The sequence below is a fragment of the Candidatus Peregrinibacteria bacterium genome, assembly GCA_030700255.1.
In the GTDB taxonomy this organism is placed as follows: Bacteria; Patescibacteriota; Gracilibacteria; order UBA1369; family JABINC01; genus JABINC01.
In genome coordinates this window covers 36,691-53,842 of sequence record JAUYJN010000004.1, presented here as the reverse complement: position 1 = coordinate 53,842, position 17,152 = coordinate 36,691, and the positions used below count along the sequence as shown (strand labels likewise).

16 protein-coding genes are annotated in these 17,152 nt (G+C 38.2%); 6 read left to right on the top strand and 10 right to left on the bottom strand.

The genetic code is table 11. The features are described from left to right. Nucleotides 1-261: 261 nt before the first annotated feature. The 5 genes from Q8P68_00645 to Q8P68_00625 all read right to left on the bottom strand — a co-directional run bounded on the left by Q8P68_00645 (nucleotide 262) and on the right by Q8P68_00625 (nucleotide 6,579). Nucleotides 262-2,547, bottom strand: coding sequence for a type IV secretion system DNA-binding domain-containing protein (locus Q8P68_00645; protein MDP4007680.1), 2,286 nt, complete (start codon nucleotides 2,545-2,547; stop codon nucleotides 262-264). A 286-nt stretch (nucleotides 2,548-2,833) separates the two neighbouring features. Beyond that, nucleotides 2,834-4,096, bottom strand: coding sequence for a folylpolyglutamate synthase/dihydrofolate synthase family protein (locus Q8P68_00640; GenBank protein ID MDP4007679.1), 1,263 nt, complete (start codon nucleotides 4,094-4,096; stop codon nucleotides 2,834-2,836). A gap of 126 nt (nucleotides 4,097-4,222) precedes the next feature. Then, complete coding sequence (locus Q8P68_00635) at nucleotides 4,223-5,923, bottom strand: hypothetical protein (GenBank protein MDP4007678.1); 1,701 nt, start codon at nucleotides 5,921-5,923, stop codon at nucleotides 4,223-4,225. Nucleotides 5,924-5,956: 33 nt separating this feature from the next. Then, on the bottom strand, nucleotides 5,957-6,334 hold the full coding sequence (locus tag Q8P68_00630; protein ID MDP4007677.1) for a PIN domain-containing protein: 378 nt from the start codon (nucleotides 6,332-6,334) through the stop codon (nucleotides 5,957-5,959). Beyond that, nucleotides 6,331-6,579 (bottom strand): hypothetical protein, encoded by a 249-nt coding sequence (locus tag Q8P68_00625; GenBank protein MDP4007676.1) that lies wholly within the window; start codon nucleotides 6,577-6,579, stop codon nucleotides 6,331-6,333. Before Q8P68_00625 ends, Q8P68_00630 begins: the two co-directional genes overlap by 4 nt. Nucleotides 6,580-6,782: 203 nt before the next feature. On the opposite strand from Q8P68_00625, the gene Q8P68_00620 reads away from it, so the two are divergent. Both Q8P68_00620 and Q8P68_00615 read left to right on the top strand, forming a co-directional pair. Further along, nucleotides 6,783-7,019 (top strand): hypothetical protein, encoded by a 237-nt coding sequence (locus tag Q8P68_00620; protein ID MDP4007675.1) that lies wholly within the window; start codon nucleotides 6,783-6,785, stop codon nucleotides 7,017-7,019. Beyond that, entirely contained in the window at nucleotides 7,016-7,294 is a 279-nt protein-coding gene (locus Q8P68_00615; GenBank protein MDP4007674.1) for a type II toxin-antitoxin system RelE/ParE family toxin, read from the top strand. Before Q8P68_00620 ends, Q8P68_00615 begins: the two co-directional genes overlap by 4 nt. A 4-nt stretch (nucleotides 7,295-7,298) precedes the next feature. Here the strand turns inward: Q8P68_00615 and Q8P68_00610 are convergent, their stop codons facing one another. Further along, nucleotides 7,299-8,975, bottom strand: a complete 1,677-nt coding sequence (locus Q8P68_00610) for a hypothetical protein (protein MDP4007673.1) — start codon at nucleotides 8,973-8,975, stop codon at nucleotides 7,299-7,301. 222 nt (nucleotides 8,976-9,197) lie between these two features. On the opposite strand from Q8P68_00610, the gene Q8P68_00605 reads away from it, so the two are divergent. After that, nucleotides 9,198-9,446: a hypothetical protein gene (locus Q8P68_00605; protein ID MDP4007672.1), complete on the top strand. Its 249-nt coding sequence runs from the start codon at nucleotides 9,198-9,200 to the stop codon at nucleotides 9,444-9,446. Nucleotides 9,447-9,721: 275 nt separating this feature from the next. Here Q8P68_00605 and Q8P68_00600 read toward each other — a convergent pair whose 3' ends face one another. The 3 genes from Q8P68_00600 to Q8P68_00590 are packed head-to-tail and all read right to left on the bottom strand — an operon-like array spanning nucleotide 9,722 to nucleotide 14,761. After that, nucleotides 9,722-11,386 (bottom strand): hypothetical protein, encoded by a 1,665-nt coding sequence (locus Q8P68_00600; protein ID MDP4007671.1) that lies wholly within the window; start codon nucleotides 11,384-11,386, stop codon nucleotides 9,722-9,724. A 1-nt stretch (nucleotide 11,387) separates the two neighbouring features. Then, a complete protein-coding gene (locus Q8P68_00595) occupies nucleotides 11,388-13,094 on the bottom strand; it encodes a hypothetical protein (protein ID MDP4007670.1) in 1,707 nt (568 codons plus the stop codon). Further along, nucleotides 13,094-14,761, bottom strand: a complete 1,668-nt coding sequence (locus Q8P68_00590; protein ID MDP4007669.1) for a hypothetical protein — start codon at nucleotides 14,759-14,761, stop codon at nucleotides 13,094-13,096. The genes Q8P68_00595 and Q8P68_00590 overlap by 1 nt, the downstream gene beginning before the upstream one ends. Before the next feature lie 195 nt (nucleotides 14,762-14,956). Between Q8P68_00590 and Q8P68_00585 the strand changes: the two genes are divergently transcribed. Genes Q8P68_00585 through Q8P68_00575 form a run of 3 tightly spaced genes read left to right on the top strand, consistent with a single transcriptional unit; the run spans nucleotide 14,957 to nucleotide 16,363 of the window. Beyond that, nucleotides 14,957-15,277 (top strand): nucleotidyltransferase family protein, encoded by a 321-nt coding sequence (locus Q8P68_00585; protein ID MDP4007668.1) that lies wholly within the window; start codon nucleotides 14,957-14,959, stop codon nucleotides 15,275-15,277. Then, nucleotides 15,255-15,596 (top strand): DUF86 domain-containing protein, encoded by a 342-nt coding sequence (locus Q8P68_00580; protein MDP4007667.1) that lies wholly within the window; start codon nucleotides 15,255-15,257, stop codon nucleotides 15,594-15,596. The genes Q8P68_00585 and Q8P68_00580 overlap by 23 nt, the downstream gene beginning before the upstream one ends. 8 nt (nucleotides 15,597-15,604) lie before the next feature. Next, nucleotides 15,605-16,363: a helix-turn-helix domain-containing protein gene (locus Q8P68_00575; GenBank protein MDP4007666.1), complete on the top strand. Its 759-nt coding sequence runs from the start codon at nucleotides 15,605-15,607 to the stop codon at nucleotides 16,361-16,363. Between the two features lie 3 nt (nucleotides 16,364-16,366). Here Q8P68_00575 and Q8P68_00570 read toward each other — a convergent pair whose 3' ends face one another. Next, a complete protein-coding gene (locus Q8P68_00570) occupies nucleotides 16,367-17,098 on the bottom strand; it encodes a Fic family protein (GenBank protein MDP4007665.1) in 732 nt (243 codons plus the stop codon). Between the last annotated feature and the right edge of the window lie 54 nt (nucleotides 17,099-17,152).

Below are 17,152 nucleotides of genomic sequence, written 5' to 3'. Positions count from 1 at the left end.
AATACGTACTTCATGGCTTGTTCTTAAGAATGACATCTGAAGCACGGTGTTCAAGACGTGTGCGCGCACACAGCCTTTGAAACACGGCGTTCAGCTGGCAAACTTCGCGCATAGCATTGCCCAATTTGTTTAAAGAGCCCCCTTTATTCCAAGCATTTTTTAAGCATTTCCGGCCAAGGCCCATATCCGGCAGAGGTGTTAAAACGCCCCCACCCCATGGTTCGATAATTACAAATTGCTTTACCATGGAGGTATTGTACCCTATATCAAAGGCATCTCAAAATCCTCTTCTTGTTTGATTATGTTGCTGACGTCGGCAACCTTTTCGGTTGAGCCTTCATCCCAACGGGTGAGAAGCTCTTCGACAACTTCACGGCTCTTGGCATATTTTTCTCGAGACTGCGCGATTATCTCGCGGCTAAAATCTTTATCTTCATATTTGATGTCGAGAGTTCTTCCGGAAAACGCCTCAGAGAGTTCGCCATCGATAGAAAGTTTTGTATAAAATTCTCGTACTCCGAGATTGATAATATCTCGAACAGAGAAAACCGGAGTGTATTCATCAGCGAGGATTATGGCATCTTCCGCACCAACACGAAATGAAATCATAGAACCTACATTACCAAATACAGTTTTGCGGACATCGTCATTAAGCTGCCCGATATACTGATGCGCAATTGTTAGACATAAGTGATACTTACGAGCCTCGGAAAGGATTTCCGAGAAAGTGTCCGTTGCGAAATTTTGAAACTCATCTACATAGAAGTAAAAATCTTTACGATCTTCTTCTTTCATATCGGCTCTGGCCATGGCCGATTGATAAACTTTTGTAATAATCATAGAACCGAGAAGTTGTGAGTTTTCCTCTCCAAGTAGACCTTTTGAAACCTTCATCAGAAGGATTTTTTGGTTATCCATCACGTCACGAATGTCGAAGGTATTGATAGGTTGTCCGATCATATTTCGCACCATGTTTGTAGATACAAGCTGTCCGACTTTATTCAAAAGTGGCGTTATCGCTTCCGCATCGAATTTCTCACTCCATCCGGCAAATTCATTTACCCAGAAGTTTTTTACGACGGAATCCGTGATTCTAGCGACAATGCTCTGACGATAGTTTTTATCCGAAAGCATTTTTAAAATCGAAAGTACCGTTGTGTTTGGCGAATCCAAAAGTGCTAAAGTTGTATATCGAAGTACATGCTCAAGTCTGTCTGACCAGTTGGTACCAAATAGTTTTTTGAAAATATCTATAAATCCGATCGTGAGTTGCATCTTGTATTTTTCATCAACTTTTTCCAGCGGATTAAACGCAATTGGAAATTCCGTATCCCCCGGATCAAAATAAATCACATCTTTCATGCGGTGCTCCGGAACCATGCGAAGAATATTATCAACGAGATCTCCATGTGGATCGAGCACACCTACTCCATGGCCATTGATTATGTCTTGCTGCACGAGCATTTCCAGTAATTTTGATTTACCGGTACCGGACTTACCAACGACATAAAGATGCCGCCTTCTATCTTCACGTTTGATACCAAATTCTTCAAAATTATTATGATAATTGGTCTTACCAAACATAGAAACATTCTCTCCGCCGGTTGGCAGATCCTTTGGTGGTTCATGTTTTTTTGCGAGTACGTGGACGACATGTGGTACGTGGTCTGCATTTGGAAAATGGTAGAGTGTTGCGAGCTCCTGCGCACTCAAGATCGAAGAGGTAGTCATTTTGCGAGCCTTGTATTCTTTCAAAAACGCATCACCTTTTTTTGCCTTACTTAGTATGAATTCATTGTAGTCGGTTTTGTTGAATTGATAAAATGCCTTTGCTATCGCTATTAGATTTTTCTTCGCCTCCGCTGGGGTTTTGGCTACAGCTCCAAACTTTATTTGAATTTCAAATGGATTGAATTCGGTTTTGCTTACAAAATTCGAATTCTCCTCTTCGAAGAATACATTTTTATCTTTGAGCCTGGCGTAATTTTTGAGTCTGAAATTTCTTTTGAACTTATTGTATTTCATTTTCATTTTACGTTCAAAATGGTACGCCCAGTTATCATCCCGAGGGTTCACGAGTATCTGAATCCAAGCTTGATCCTTGTGTGCCATCTTTGAAATCACCGAGAATATTCCGGACAAAGAATCCTCTTCGAATTCATTGTAAATTTTCAATGGATATATATCACTCATCTTGAGGGTGATACTTGTACCCATAAGCGTATTTTCTTCCGGGTTATAAAATCTGGTATAGTCATCCATTGGCTTGATTTCGGCCCCTGGAAAAGTCGAATAAATCAAACCCTCCACAAGTCTGGCGACCTCTGTTTCAACGGCTACAAAGAAGTATGTGTATTGGTTATAGCCGAACATTTCAAAGGCCATTCTTTTGCCCTTAGAGGTATTATGCAAATTATCAAGAAAACTCAAAAAGAGCTTTTCAAGTTTCGGATTATCAGGTGTACCTTGAGACACGATGACGTGAAGAATTTCCATTCCACTTGAATGTGCTGAATGATCCTTTTTTTGTTCTACTTTGTCACCCATAAGTTTATCTTTTTGAAATCTTTTACATGCATTTTAAATATAACGTAAAACCATACATATTTAATATACAATTTTAGCATAAATATGGCTTTTTTACAATGCTCATCGGCTACCTCACCCGCGCCCCAACATTGACCCTCAACCCCGCATCACCAACTTCCTATTTAACCACCACCCAAAAAATTTCCCATTCATCAACTCACATTTTTTTAGCACGCAAACGAAAGTACCTCCGCTTATCCGTCTGCGCCCACACGCCAAAGTCTGCCCGGGCAGACTTTTGGAATTATAGATTTATATATGAAGATTTAGTAAGAATTTTATAGTATTCCGCACCGAGATAAAGACTTCCGAGGCAGATAATAACATCCGTTTTTTGTGCCAGCTTTTGAGCTTTTGCGTGCGCTGTAGCGACTGAATACGTGATATGGGCGTGCGCTCCATTTAGGCACTCGGCTATAGTATCAACATCCAAACCTTTATATTTGGCTTGAGTAAGGATTAATTCATCTTTGGGAGATATCAAATCTTTAAGCAGTATCTCTAGTATTTTGGCATATTTTTTATCTTCCGAAAATCCGGCGATAACTATTTTTTTCTTTTGATTACAGAGTTTGTTGAGGGATTGCACGACTCTTTGTATTGATTTTGGCGTATGCGCTCCATCGATAATTATTGTCGGCATGTTTTTATCTTTCAAATTTATCACTTCGAGTCGGAGTGGCCAACTTACATTTTTGAGTCCATTTCGAATGTTGTTTTCATCTATCTTTACTCCCTTTGTATTCAGTGCCTCGCAGCACATTATTGCGATCGTCGCATTTGAAGTTTGGTGTCGTCCAAGTAGAGGGATTTCTACGTTATTATAATTCATAAAATTAAAAACCTGACCCTTGATAGTTTGACTAATCAAATCCGTGTCAGATGGCTCGAGCACTATCAATTTCGCTTTTTTTTCACCGGCCTCTTTCGCAAAAACTTCGATTAATCGACTATCCGTTTCGGCAGTTATACACACTGAACCTTCCTTAATTATCCCGGCTTTATCCAGCGCAATTTTCTCCAATGTCTCCCCAAGTATTTCAGTGTGCTCAAGCTCGATATTTGTAATAATTGAGACTATCCCATCAATCACATTTGTCGCATCCTTTCTCCCCCCTATCCCGACCTCAACTACGGCAATCTCAACTTTTTGTTCGCCGAAATATCCAAGTGCAATCATAAAAAACCTCTCCATTTCAGTGAGCTCAATTTGAATTTCGCTACATATTGTATCAACCCGATTCTCAAATATTTTCAAGTCTTCATCACTTATATCGACACCATTTACCCTCACCCGCTCATTCCATTTTTGAATATGCGGAGAGGTAAAAAGCCCAACTTTCCACCCTGCCTCTTTGAGTATTGATGCCGTCATAGCGCATACAGAACCCTTGCCCTTTGAACCTGTCACATGAACAAATCTTATGTTTTTTTCAGGATTTCCAAGGACACCCATCACCAACCTTAATTTTTCAAATTTTTCGTAAATCACTTTAATAAAAATCATACTTTAAAACCGGAGACAGCATAACAGCAACGTTTGATTAATCAAGATTGCGATATAGCAACCCTTATAGATTTTTGTACGTCAAAAAACCTCGACAATTTTTTTTAGAGTTTTTTCAGAAAGTTTTTAATAAACTTCCGCTAAATAACACTTCTCACAATAAACTTTCTCAGGACGCTCCGGGGCGTATGAACTACTTATATTAGCTGAACATTTAGTGCAATTCCTTTCCCAAAGCTTCCTTGGATTCCTCAGAGCCAATCTATCAAGGTGTCGACAATCACAGCATTTCCTAGGAATTGGGAATCCTTTTTGGCGATAAATCTTGAGCTCTTGAGGTACTAATTTAAAATTCTTGCCACAGCAGGTACATGCCAAAATTTCTTTCAAGATCCCATCATCTACTTGTGAAATATCTTCGGGAGTTATGTATGTTTGTGCTAAATATTCTTTTGGATCTGGGTCTCGCCATTTGAATCCACGTTCCAGGGCCTGATCTTTAGTCAGTGGATAATACTCAATTGCCATAGTTTCATTGTATCCAAATGGGCTCACCGCTGGTGGAAAGAACGTGCCCCACTCTCCAGTCGATTTCATATAAGTTTTAATTTTTTCAAACATAGGCCCCCATTCCGCCTCGGTATATTGTTTGTTTAAAATGCAAAACTTTTTTTGACGAAGCCCAACGCACCCGAATAAATTTTTATTATTATTCATGCAAACCAGAGAGTGATATATATTGTTGGCCCCAACTCCGGCATAGAAGCTCCCGATTACATTTTGAGTCCCAGCGCCAGCCCCAACACAGTTAAAAACCATGCTTGTATCGCCACCCCAAATATTCACATCGTAACAGTCAGCCGCACCCATCTGTACATTTGTGCAGTATTTGCAATCTCGCAAATTATCACAGTCATAGCATTCGGTCGTGTCCTTGCAGTTATTCAAATTATCCCCAGTGGCATTGTCATTCATAATCCCATTGATATGTTTTCTAGGAAACCCAAGAAAAAACGCCTCGATCTCTGATCGGAATTTCACAAGATTTGAATGATTTGAAAGTCCGTATGAAGCGACGATTTTCTCATATTCTTCTTTGGAATAAGGTTTATTAAAAACATGATATTCCTTTTGCTGAAGATTCACGCATCCAAAACAGTTCTTGCAACCCTTGCAATTAAGTAGGAAACTCGAATCAGAACAATTTTGAGAATATCGGGAAAAATTCACATTGTAACACCCCTTGCAGTTCACCGTTTCATAGCAGAGCTCGCACTCTTTCGTGACAAAAAAATCCATGCAATTCTTGGTGTGAGAGAACGTCTCTCCATAATAGCAATCCCTCGCCTGCTCCCCATCAAATGTTAAATAACAATTCTCTAAGCGATAGGCATCATGCGCATAATCACTATTTATATTATCTCCGAGTACGAGTAGTGCGAGCTTTGGTACAGCCTCATGAAGCTCACGAATTTGATCAAAAGCTGGTCGACTAAAATCAAAATCTCTTCCATAACCAAGTGGATCCCAGCCGTCTCCCCACCAACAAGTCGTGCAATATACGAGGTACGGTTTACTTGTCCCGCCAGCTAGGCGGTGATCAGGCGAATAAATAGCGACAATCGGCTTATTACACAGCCCACATTTATTGTGATAGAGTTTCCGCTCATTACGAAAAGAAAGTTTCAACTGTTGTCGACAATCAAAACATTCAGTTGGTTCCGCCACATCCATTTTCTTGAAAAATTCTATATCCCAAGAAGTGATGGGAATCTCACCATCACAGCAATCGTTTGAACATTTTTTAGTGCGAATAATTCCTTCCATAAATTTTTCTTAATTTCAGAATGCAAGTTTACATTACTCCAGCGCCTTTTCCAATCTCTTATCAAAAGTAAGTACCTCGCCTTCGAGCATTTGGGCGATTGCAATTAGCGAACAATCGGTATAAGAAAATTTATGATGGCCAAGTAGATCGAAGATTGCCATGGTTTCTTCAAAGTGCCCTTCAACTTCATTCATCACCTGTATAAAGTAGCTAGATTTAACAGCTGTAAAAAGCGCGAAGGCTACTTCACTTGAGGATTTGTAAGTAACTACGGTAACGAACTCTTTTAAAACATCATGTGTGACAAGCAAATCATCCTCAATTGTTGCGGCAATTTCAAGAGCCTTCTCATGATGAGGATCTTCCTCGATCAAGTAGCCTATCAAAAAAGATGTATCTGCAAATATCATAATTCATAAACAATTTTATCAATATCTTCAGGTTTGAAGCCTTTGAACTCTGGCACAGAAAAAGTTTTCAAATCAGAAAGCCTCTTTTTACCCTTATTTTTCTTTTCAAGTTCTTTGAGAACAATGTCGCGAATCCATGCGGCCATCGGCTTGTCCTCACGCTTGGCCTCTATTTTGATTTTAAAATATACGCTCTTTGGGAAATACACCTGGGCCGCCTGAGTTTTGTTTTTTTGAGTTTTCATAATTTCAAAAAGTACTGTTACTGTTAACAGTATAGCGAAGCAATTCCTTGAAAACAAGATGATGTTATGGAAAGCCATTTTTTAGAGTTTTTTTTAAACGAGATTTTAAAGAATTTTTAACTTTGTATGCTATCTATATAAACACAGATTTTTATATCCATTGAAATGGTGTAACACTTATGGTACACTATAAACGTAATTTTATGAAAAACTTACTCATGCCAACCAACAAAAAAAGAGTTAACTTAACGCCTTCTGAGAAGACGTATGAAGCTCTGGAGGCACTCGCAGAGCGCGACGGAATCTCTGTCTCGTCAAAAGCCGTTGAGCTTATTGAGGTTGCAATTGAGTTAGATGAGGATGATTTTCTAAATTTGCTCGCAGAGGAAAGGGATAAAAAAGATACAAAATTTATATCCCATGAAGATATTTGGTCATGACGTACAATGTTATATATGTGAGAGAGGTCAAAAATGTTGATATCCCAAAATTATCATCACCAGTTCGAGATAAAATTAAAAAAGCAATTGAGCAAAAACTCATGTCATCTCCCGAGCAGTTTGCAAAACCACTCCGGCGCTCACTCAAAGGCTACAGGAAGTTAAGGGTTGGAAATTTCAGAGTCGTTTTTAGAATAGAAGGTAAAACAGTCAAAATCTTCGCGATCCGCCACCGCTCAGATGTTTATATAGAAGCGGGAAAAAGACTCGCTTAGAGACTTAGTACACATCAGCCAAATAACACTTTTCACAAAGTATTTTTTCGGGGCGGTCTGATTTGAAAGATGATTGTAAGTTTGTATTACAATTTGAGCAAACCCTATCAAAAAGAAATCTAGGGTTTTGTAATTTAAATCGCTCTGTATGTCTTTGATCGGCGCTGAGACGTGGTATCGGCAATCCCATTGTTTTATAAAACTGTAATTCGCGTGGAATTATTTTATAATTTTTATGTGTTACTTCGCATGCTAAAGTCATACCGCATATATCATCAGATACATCATGTATTCGATCGGTTATAGCGAAATTTTGTGGTAGATAATCCTTAGGGTCTCGATCCCTCCACTTCAGATCTTTGCTAAGAGCGACTTCTTTTGAAAGCGGAAATTGCTCATAAGCTTGAGTTTCATTGTAGCCAAATGGACTTAAACTTGCTGGGAAAAATTCACCAAACTCACCACTGCTTTTCATATGCTCTATTATCCTCGGCACCAATTTTTCATATTCTTCTTTTGAATATTTTTTATTCAAAATGCAATATTGTTGTTTTTTTAAACCAGAGCAACCGAACAAATTGTTCGAGCCATTTGTACAAAATTCCGAGTACAAGATGTCGTATGACGAACTGATTATGAAACTGGAAAAAAGTACGTTCAATACAGATTCCCCAACAGTTTGCCCTTCATATACACGTTCGGCCCCGCTTCCGCCCCAGCCATCCATGTCGTAGCAGTCGTTGCATTTTTGACAGTCATTTAAGTACGCGCAGTCCTGACTCGCCTCTACATGAAAACATTCTGCAAGGTTTCGTGAGTTATTAATGTAATCACCGGATACATTTTCATTATTTATTCCATGAAGATATTTCATTTGAAATTTAAGCAAATATTCTTGGAACCGCCTTTTGAATTCCTCAAGGTAGCTATGACTATCAAAGCTGAATTCTTTTAATTTTGCCTCGTATTGCCCTTTCGTGCACTGCTCATTGAAAATACAATATTCTTTATTTCTTAAGTTGACGCACCCGATACAATTCTTGCATCCAACGCAATTTTTCAAAAACCACGAGTCATAGCACAACTGTGAATCGTAGATAAATTTACTATTGTAGCAATTAAATGAATTAATAAGCTCATAGCAAAGTTCATTTCTATTTGAAAATGAACAGTCTAAACAACTTACATTATAAAACGAATCCCCAAGATAATATGACTGTTGATTACGATCGGAATAAAACACAAGGTAGCAGTCTTTATTCCACCCTGCATAGCTTGTATATTCTGAATTCTCATTTGCTTCATTGAGCAAGCAGGCTCTTGGGGCCACCTGAGACAGTTCATGAAATTGCTCAAAAAATGGACGGTTGAAATCAAAATCTCGCCCATATTCAAGCCCATCCCATTTGTCCGAATACCAATGTTCGACAGAGTATACGGGGAAAGGCGTCTCAGGATGATATACAGAAATTATATCTTTGGAAGTGCCATCACACTTCCTTTGATAAAGAGTCCTTCCATTTCTATATGTAAGCCGTCTCATACTTCGACATGCCGGACACAAAGTCGGACTTGGGATTGAATATTTCACACCACTAAAAACCGGAGAAATTTTATCATAAAACTCACGGTCATTTCCAGTAATTTCAAATAGAGTTTTGCATTGTTTGCAGTTTTCCATGGTGGCGACGGTTCATTCGAGTTTTAAGTTGGGTAAATAGTATAGTACTCTTGAAAAATTGTCATTTATTTTATAGTTTTTTTTACTAAAGATTTTAAAAATATTTTAAGATCTTATGATATAAGTGCATTTACGTTTTTTTAAATATATGCATTGATACATATTCTAATATATAGTAAAATATATAGTGAAATCAGTATTTATCTATATAACTAAATATATATGTCTAAAATTATAACAACAACACAGGCGCAAAAAAGAATGTGCGAAATCGCAAATAATATCGAAATGACTACTTATATAGTCACGAATCGTGGGCAAGGAAAAGTTGTTATGCTCCCATATTTTGATGGTTGCCAAAGTTTGATCGAGGACTATTTGGAAGATTATGAAATAGAATTAAACAAGGAGGCCTTGAAGAAACAGATGCAAGAATCACATGATTCTGGCCCAAGCGGTTTTGTAATATAAGCAAATGAGTATTTTTGAATTTACAAAAAAGGGTAAAAAGACATTTGAAAAACCGTCACAGGATATACAAGGGCGGATAGTAAATAAGCTCAAATCAATTAAACGTCACCCCGACATATTTTCCATACTTGTTTCGGTTGAATGTATAGAGCCGGCAACCCATCGTTTGCGCGTGGGCGATTATAGGTTGCTTCTTGAGTATCTAGGTCGAGAAAAGAATGAGGATTATTTTATGATTCTTAAAGTTCAACACAGAAATGGCATTTATAGAGACTCTATATAAATTCTTCCCTATAAGCCTCTTCGCAGTAAACTTTTTCAGGTCTTTCTGGAGAGTATGTAGTCCAGATTTCCTTGTGAGTCTTGGCGCATTGTCTTTGATAAAGCACCCTTGGGTTTCGTCTAGCCATGCGATCGGCGTGCCGTTGGTCTGGGCAGCGTCTTGGGATTGGTAGATTCATTTTACGCAAAAATCTCAGTTCCTGTGGAATGACTTTGTATAATTTCCCACTAACTTCACAGGTCAAAATTTGCGAACAAATATCCTCAGGCGCATCAGTTATATTATCGGGGATTTCGACTTTCGGGCCTTGGTACTTAGCGATTGCATCTGCCTCTTTCCACATATTTCCTCGAGCCAAAACTTCCTCACGATTGAGAGGCGTATATTCAACAGCGAGCGTTTCATTGTACGCAAACGGCGATCCTGAAGTTGGGAAAAATTCGCCAAATTCTTTAGTTTTTTTCATATGCTCAATTATCCTCGGTACCAATTCTTCATATTCTTCCTTGGTATATTGTTTATTCAAAATACAATACTTTGCCTTTTTTAAACCGATACATCCGAAGCAATCAGAGCTTGAGAAACAGTGGTCACAGTATGTGAGATCCGAGCAGTTGCTCCAACAAAGATTACAAAATCTCAAATTAAAAAGATCATATCCGCAGGCTTGGCATTCATAAATTCTTTCGGCGTTTCCTCCCCAGTATGTGTAATCCATACAATTCCTAACTCCAACTTCAACGCTTGCGCAGTGCGTCGCATCCTCACAGTCAGTCACCATATAACTCCAAAAACTATTTTTGCAATTTGTTATATGGTTGCCTGTTACATTTTCGTTATTTGTTCCGTGGTATTCTTTTACGATCATGCCGGATTTCATTTTTTCAAATGTCGCGACATGCTCACTAAATTTTTTATTTGAGCCTAAATTCATTTCCTGTTTGAATTTTTTAAACTCATCTTTTGAATATTTTTTATTAAAAATACAGTACTCTTTGTTTTTTAAATTTGTGCAAAAAATAATATTTTTACAGCCGATGCATGCTTTGGAAAAATACACATCATTGCAGTTATGGCACTCTTCGGAGTAGACACAATTGTAACAGCTTTCGCAGTCGTTGGTTTCGTAAGCTAGTTCATTTTTAAGTGAGTTTTCGTTGTCCACGCAGTCTTTTGAAAAATTAATCCACGAGCCGTAATAGCAATCCTCGCAATGATTGGTTGAAAAACACAGATAACAATTTTTATTCTTCGAAGCACAGTTGCAATATTCACTATTGATCATTGGGCGTTGCTGTTGCAGCGCGAGGCGCGGCACTTGATCACGCAGCTCAAAATATTGTTCAAAAAACGGCCGACTAAAATCAAAGTCACGCCCATAATCCAGCGGACTCCAATCATCGCTCCACCAAGCATCAGCGCAGTACACAGGATATTTTTTATCTTGAGATGCAGAAGAAATAATCTGCTTCCCAGTGAGATCGCATTTGCGATGATACAAAAGTCGTTCATTTCGAAATGAGAGTCTGCGTCGCATTCTTTCATATGGCGAGATGGTCGGAAGTGGCACTTCCATTTTGCGTAAAAATTCTTGTTCCAAATCACTGATAACGAACTGAACTCCGGACAGGCGACATGTTTGAGTGATTGGTGTCATATTAATTAACATTTTCTAAATAGCACTTTTCGCAGTATACGATTTCTGGGCGGTCTGGTGCGAAGGTCGTCTGCATTGGGGCAGCGCACTTAGCACAATTTCTATCAAAAATTACACGGGGATTTCGGAGGTTCATTCTGTCTTTGTATCTTTGCTCAGGAGAGCGCCTAGGGATTGGTATTTCATTGTTTTTGTAAAATCTAAATTCTTGTGGGATGATTTTAAATAATTTTTCAGAGGTCTCGCATTTCAAAATTTGTTTGCAAATAGATTCATCAATATCATTTATATTGTCAGGAGTACTCGGAACAACTCCTTGGTAATCACTGGTATACCCAACCTCTTCAAACCTAAATCCTTGCGATAAAATCCCTTCTTTTGTAAGTGGGTAGTAGTCTGTTGCTACTGACTCATTGTAAGCATGTGGGCTTAAATTCGCAGGGAAAAATTCACCCCACTCGTTTGCTTGCCCCGAAGGAAGCGGTTTTCTTTTCATATGTTCTATGATTCTATCAACCATTTCAAAATATTCTTCCTTTGAATATTGCTTGTTAAAAATACAATACTCAGCATTTCGTAGTCCTATACATCCGAAGCAATTTTTGGATTTGGTACAAAGATCACAGTACAAAAGATACGAATCATTACCCCAACAGTTTGTTGAGAAGGCGCAGTTTTTTACGCCCCCAGCAGAGCTTTGCATCTCGTAGCACAGTTCTCCATCAGAGCCATAATAATCCCAATCCATTGAGTCTTTGGCGTTGATTATATGAGAGCAATATCGTAAATCTTGAGATTCTTTCACATCAAAACAGTGGTAACAATTTTGTGAGAAAAATACATAATCCCCAAGTACATTTTCGGATCCGGTGGTTTCGACCGCACGCCGCGGGAATTGTAAGAAGAATTTTGCAATTTCATTCCTTGCATTATTCAGTCCAATTGCAGAATGCAGATTCCATGCATCAACTTTTTGTTGCCATTCTTCAGGGCTTAATTTTTCATTGAAATAATAATATTGTTTATTACGAAGCCCGATGCATCCGAAACAATTTTGGCATCCAATGAGATCTCTGCTCAAAATACAATCTGAGCTATTTGTAAGATTTTGTGAATACAGGCAGTGATAGCATTTTTTTACATCAGTGCATTCATAACAAAGTTGAGACTCTGTAATAAAACATGCATCGCAACAATCGTTATTTTTTAATGCGTAATAGATGTAGTAGCAGTCTTCATTATAATCAGCAGTACATGTGAGATAGCAGTTTTTGCTCCATCCTGCGAAGCTGGTGAAGTCACAATTTTCATTGTTTAGACCATTTACGGAAATGCGTGGAACGGTTTTTAAAAACTCTTCGAATTGTTCAAAAAACGGCCGACTGAAATCAAAGTCATGCCCATATCGCATCGGATCCCACTTATCCGTCCAATAAATATTTGCATCATAAATCGTGTATGCGCATTCACTTGGGTATTGTGAAAGAATTTGTTTATCCGTTAAGTCACATTTTCTATAATAAAGAGTCCGATCATTTCGAAATGCCATCCGTCGTCTTTGCCTTTCTTCTGGGCAGAGTGTCGGAAGTGGCAAGTCGTATTTCTTTCCATTGAGCACCGGCGACAATTTACTGAGCATAGCTTGGTCTTCATCGCTTACGATAAATTGCTTTCCTGAAATCCTACATGTTTGAGTTAAATGTGCCATTAGTAAATTACTTTTAAAAATTCTTGTTCAGAGTATACAGGGACTTGGCTTTCAGGTGGGTATGAAGTCAAAATCTTCTCACCGCTTGCAGCGCATTTCCTTTCATATAATTTATATGTATTTCTTCGAGCGTACCTGTCCGCATGCCTTTGTGCAGGGCATCTGTGCGGGAGCGGTATACCAAGTTGTCTATAAAATTTCAATTCCTGTGGAATGATTTTATATAATTTCCCAGACGATTCACACTTGAGAATTTGTTTACAAATCTCGTCATTCACTTCATCGATAGAGTCGGGTATTTCAACTTTTGGGCCTTGATACGCATTGGAATCATCTTCGTCGCGCCAGCTATATCCGAGTGCAATTGCCTCAGGTTTTGTAAGTGGGAAATTCTCCATAGCAATCGATTCATTGTATGCGAACGATGATATTTCTTGCGGGAAGTATCTGCCCCATTCCCCAGTTTTTTTCATGTGCTCAATAATTTTCGGCACAAGTGCCTCGTACTCTTCCTTGGTATATTGCTTGTTGAATATGCAGTATTTTTTCTTTTTAAGGCCGACGCATCCGAAGCAATCACTGCAACTTGTGAGCATGTAGCAGTAGGTGCAATTACTTACGTTTGTGGTGCAGCTACTACAGAATTTCAAATTGTATACGTTGTCGCCACAAGCACTACTCATATATATTAGCTCAGCTTTAAATCCCCAAGAGGTGTAATCCATAGCGGACTTAACTCCTCCCGCAACTCTCACGCAATTTATGCAATCTTCTAAATTTGATGAATCGAAACAATTCGAACTATTTTTTGAATGGTATAAATGATCACCAGTTGAGTTTTCATTATGTTCTTGTTGCAACGCTTTGTGCGGATGTTGGTTAAAAAAATCTTCACATTTTTTTCTTAAGTCTGCAACTCCAGGGTGTGTATTCAATTGGAATGCCGTCTTATATTTTTCATATTCAGCTTTTGTATATTGCACATTGAAAATCATATATTTTTTGTGATTTTGGTTTATGCAACCAATACAGTCACTACAGTCTTTGCAGCTATATAAAAAGTAACCGTCGCGACATTGTGTGCATTCTTCAGAGTACAAAAGTCGGTTACAGCCTGTGCAGTCAACGCATTGATAACAAAGTTCAGATTCCGTGCAATTCGATGAATCCATTACATCTTTGCTATGATAAATTCTATTTGAAAAATAACAATCCTCATCATAATCAGATTCGGAAATCAAATAACAATTTTTTATATATCCGGTGCAATTTGTATAGTCGCTGTTTTCAAGAGTCCCACTAATTACAAATGCTGACATGTGTGGTACTTTATTTTTTAGCTCCAAATACTGTTCAAAAAATGGCCGATCAAAATCAAAGTCCACTCCATAATCAAGTCCATCAAATGAATCGCCCCACCACTGCGTAGCTTCATATACGGGGAAAGGGCTATCGGGATGATGTTGAGAAAGTATTTGCTTCCCGGTTAAATCACATTTTCTATAATACAAATTTCGCGCATTTCTTTCATTCATAAGTCTACGAATCCGCTCCTCTGCGCAAATATCTGGAACTGGAACTTCCATTTGCTCGCAGAATTTCCGCTCCTCCTCCGTGATAATAAAGGGTTGATTTGTCACTCGACATGTTTTTGTGATTGGGTTCATTTATGATGCAATAAAATATTACAAGTGGCAAGTGTACCAACTTCTTGTAAGGGAGTCTATACCAACGTATTGCATTTGGCTACCAAAAGCGCTAAAATACTGTAGAAAAATATTTACAACAGCTTGGGCCGGGTCTCGATTTAGTTGCTTTTAATAAGTATTAAATGTATCTTTCTAATGTCATAATATGACTATATGGTAAAAGCTGTAAAAGACAAAAAGGCGATAAAGAAATTCATTCTTGATAATAAGAACGTTATCGAAGGGTACGGGGCGAAAAAACTTGGACTTTTTGGATCCTTTGTTCGTGGCGAGCAAACGGACAGCAGTGACATTGATTTTCTAGTCTCGTTTCATAAAGAGAAAAAAAACTATGACAATTTTATTGACTTGGCCTATTTTCTCGAAGATGGTTTGGGTAGAGAAGTCGAGCTTGTCACGGACAAGGCGCTGAGTCCGTATATTGGTCCTTATATTTTAAAAGAAGTTGAGTATGTTATCGAAGAATCCAATTGAATATTTATGCCACATGAAAGATGAGGCGGAGTTTATTTTGCAAGAGTCAAGGGGGCTTGATTTTGATAGTTTTTTTGGAGATAAGGTTTTATGCAAAGCGTTTTGTAAAAGTATTGAAATCCTTGGTGAGGCTGCAAAACGAATTCCAAACGAATTAAAAGAAAAGTATCCGGAGGTTGAATGGAGGAGGATTGCTGGCACACGTGACAAATTGGTTCATGACTATTTTGAAATAGACTACGAGTTACTGTGGAGTATTATTCAAAATAAATTACCAAAATTGAAAAAGGATCTTGAAAAGATGATTTTAGAAAATTAAAACTTTTCGTGCTTAACTCAGACCTTCAAAATATCGGCCTAACCAAAGATGAAGCTCAGGTTTACCTTACAATAATTGAGCTTGGTGGTTCGTATGCGAGCTCAATTGCAAGTAGGTCGAGCGTCCCACGCGTGAATTGTTATCACATACTTGAAAAGCTGAAGAAAAAAAGACTCATCACAAGTTATACAAAGGATGGGACGAAATTTTTTGTAGCTGAGCCTCCTCAGGTTTTGATTAATCAACAGGAAGAAAAACTCGAGCTCGCAGAAAAGATAGTTCCTGAACTTCTTAAATTAACAAACGTAGATGCGTTCAAGCCGATTATAAGATCATTTGAAGGTATCGAAGGGATAAAGGCTTTGTTCGATCAAACACTCGAAGCAAAAAGCGAAGTATTAGGTTATACAAACCTCGAGGCACTTGGTGAATTTTTACCAGACTACCTACCTGAATACACAAAAAAACTTGTGAAAAAAAACGTAAAGGCTCGATTTCTCTCGCCATCAACAGAGGCTTCACGAGCATTTCTCGACACTTTTTACCCAAAAGATTTTCCACGCGAGCTTGTAGAAATTCTCTTCGTAAACCCAAAAGAATTCGACTTCGAAAACCAAATCTCTATCTACGATAACTCCGTCGCCATAATCTCACTTAACCCAGATGAACTTATCGGCATCCTTATCGAGTCTGCCGTCTACGCCAAAACCCAGCGTGCTGTATTCAACCTTTCTTGGCTTGGAGCTACCGCATTCGTCGCTCAGTAAAAATCACTCTCCAACCATCCTTAAATAATCTTTCAGACCCTCAACGATTACACTCATAGTAAATTCATCAAAAGCCTCTTCGCCGTTTTGAATACTGCGTATATATTCGAGCCTGCGTACAACGGGAACGATCACAGGTGGAAATCCATTTTTAACAAGAATCAGGTTCATCAACAATCTCGCCATTCTACCATTTCCATCTATAAAAGGATGTATTTTAACAAATTTATAATGAAATTTTGCAGCGAGTAAACATGGGTTTAAATTCTTTGACTCTTCATACCAAGAATACAATTGTCGCATCAAAGAAGGCACCTCTTTTGCTGGCGGTAATATATCTTCACTACCCGAGATATATACTTGTACATTTCGGTAGATGCCTGCATTTTCTGTATCTATATCATTAAGCAACACTTTATGAAAATTTAAAATTACACCCTCCTCAATTTCACCTTGCCCTTTCACAAAATCAAACATTCTCTCAAGAACTTCCTTATGATTTTTCACCTCATATATTTCACGTAAAGGCTTGCCACCTATTGTTATCCCGTCCTCTATAACAACTTTTGTTTCAGCGAGCGTGAGTGAATTTCCTTCAATTGCATTTGAATTATAGGTGTATGTTACATCGTACCATTTACGAAGTTCTCGCAGCTCACCTTCATTGAGCGGTCTCTTTTTATCTAACTCGATTTTAAGCTCACGAATTTTATTTAGGTATTCTTGAATTGTCATATTTTGGATTTATTTGTAGGTTAATTTTAACGTATAGATATCTATTTTGACATA

Excerpts from the sequence above, each read along its gene's own strand:
- Q8P68_00625 (MDP4007676.1), bottom strand. The coding sequence starts at position 6,579 with ATGAAAACTCAAAAAAACAAAACTCAGGCGGCCCAGGTGTATTTCCCA.
- Q8P68_00635 (MDP4007678.1), bottom strand. The coding sequence starts at position 5,923 with ATGGAAGGAATTATTCGCACTAAAAAATGTTCAAACGATTGCTGTGAT.
- Q8P68_00640 (MDP4007679.1), bottom strand. The coding sequence starts at position 4,096 with ATGATTTTTATTAAAGTGATTTACGAAAAATTTGAAAAATTAAGGTTG.
- Q8P68_00590 (MDP4007669.1), bottom strand. The coding sequence starts at position 14,761 with ATGAACCCAATCACAAAAACATGTCGAGTGACAAATCAACCCTTTATT.
- Q8P68_00645 (MDP4007680.1), bottom strand. The coding sequence starts at position 2,547 with ATGGGTGACAAAGTAGAACAAAAAAAGGATCATTCAGCACATTCAAGT.
- Q8P68_00580 (MDP4007667.1), top strand. The coding sequence starts at position 15,255 with ATGTTATCGAAGAATCCAATTGAATATTTATGCCACATGAAAGATGAG.
- Q8P68_00595 (MDP4007670.1), bottom strand. The coding sequence starts at position 13,094 with ATGGCACATTTAACTCAAACATGTAGGATTTCAGGAAAGCAATTTATC.
- Q8P68_00615 (MDP4007674.1), top strand. The coding sequence starts at position 7,016 with ATGACGTACAATGTTATATATGTGAGAGAGGTCAAAAATGTTGATATC.
- Q8P68_00585 (MDP4007668.1), top strand. The coding sequence starts at position 14,957 with ATGGTAAAAGCTGTAAAAGACAAAAAGGCGATAAAGAAATTCATTCTT.
- Q8P68_00610 (MDP4007673.1), bottom strand. The coding sequence starts at position 8,975 with ATGGAAAACTGCAAACAATGCAAAACTCTATTTGAAATTACTGGAAAT.
- Q8P68_00600 (MDP4007671.1), bottom strand. The coding sequence starts at position 11,386 with ATGACACCAATCACTCAAACATGTCGCCTGTCCGGAGTTCAGTTCGTT.
- Q8P68_00605 (MDP4007672.1), top strand. The coding sequence starts at position 9,198 with ATGTCTAAAATTATAACAACAACACAGGCGCAAAAAAGAATGTGCGAA.
- Q8P68_00630 (MDP4007677.1), bottom strand. The coding sequence starts at position 6,334 with ATGATATTTGCAGATACATCTTTTTTGATAGGCTACTTGATCGAGGAA.
- Q8P68_00570 (MDP4007665.1), bottom strand. The coding sequence starts at position 17,098 with ATGACAATTCAAGAATACCTAAATAAAATTCGTGAGCTTAAAATCGAG.
- Q8P68_00620 (MDP4007675.1), top strand. The coding sequence starts at position 6,783 with ATGAAAAACTTACTCATGCCAACCAACAAAAAAAGAGTTAACTTAACG.